The 234-nt window shown below is 42.3% G+C and carries 1 protein-coding gene; it reads left to right on the top strand.

Translation table 11 applies throughout. The features are described from left to right. Positions 1–234, top strand: a 234-nt coding sequence (locus Q4548_RS17365) for an AAA family ATPase (protein WP_303457290.1), incomplete at both ends; no start/stop codon positions are given.

The following is a 234-nucleotide window of genomic DNA, read 5'->3' as shown; positions in this document are numbered from 1 at the left end:
GGTAAATCTAGTATGGAGCAGTGGGGGAGAAGATTAACGGAATCGTTAGGACACTCTGCAAGCGTAATTGCGAATTTTATTCCGGAGCTTCGCTGGTTAATTTGGGAAAATGGCGAGGTTCCAGATTTGCCCCCACAAGGAGTTCATAATCGTTTTCGGCATGCGATCAGAAGCTTTGTGCGTGTATTTGCAACAAAAGAACATCCACTTGTATTATTTTTAGATGATTTGCAA

Source organism: Wenyingzhuangia sp. 2_MG-2023 (assembly GCF_030548295.1).
GTDB lineage: Bacteria > Bacteroidota > Bacteroidia > Flavobacteriales > Flavobacteriaceae > Wenyingzhuangia.
This window is presented reverse-complemented; position numbering and strand designations above follow the sequence as displayed.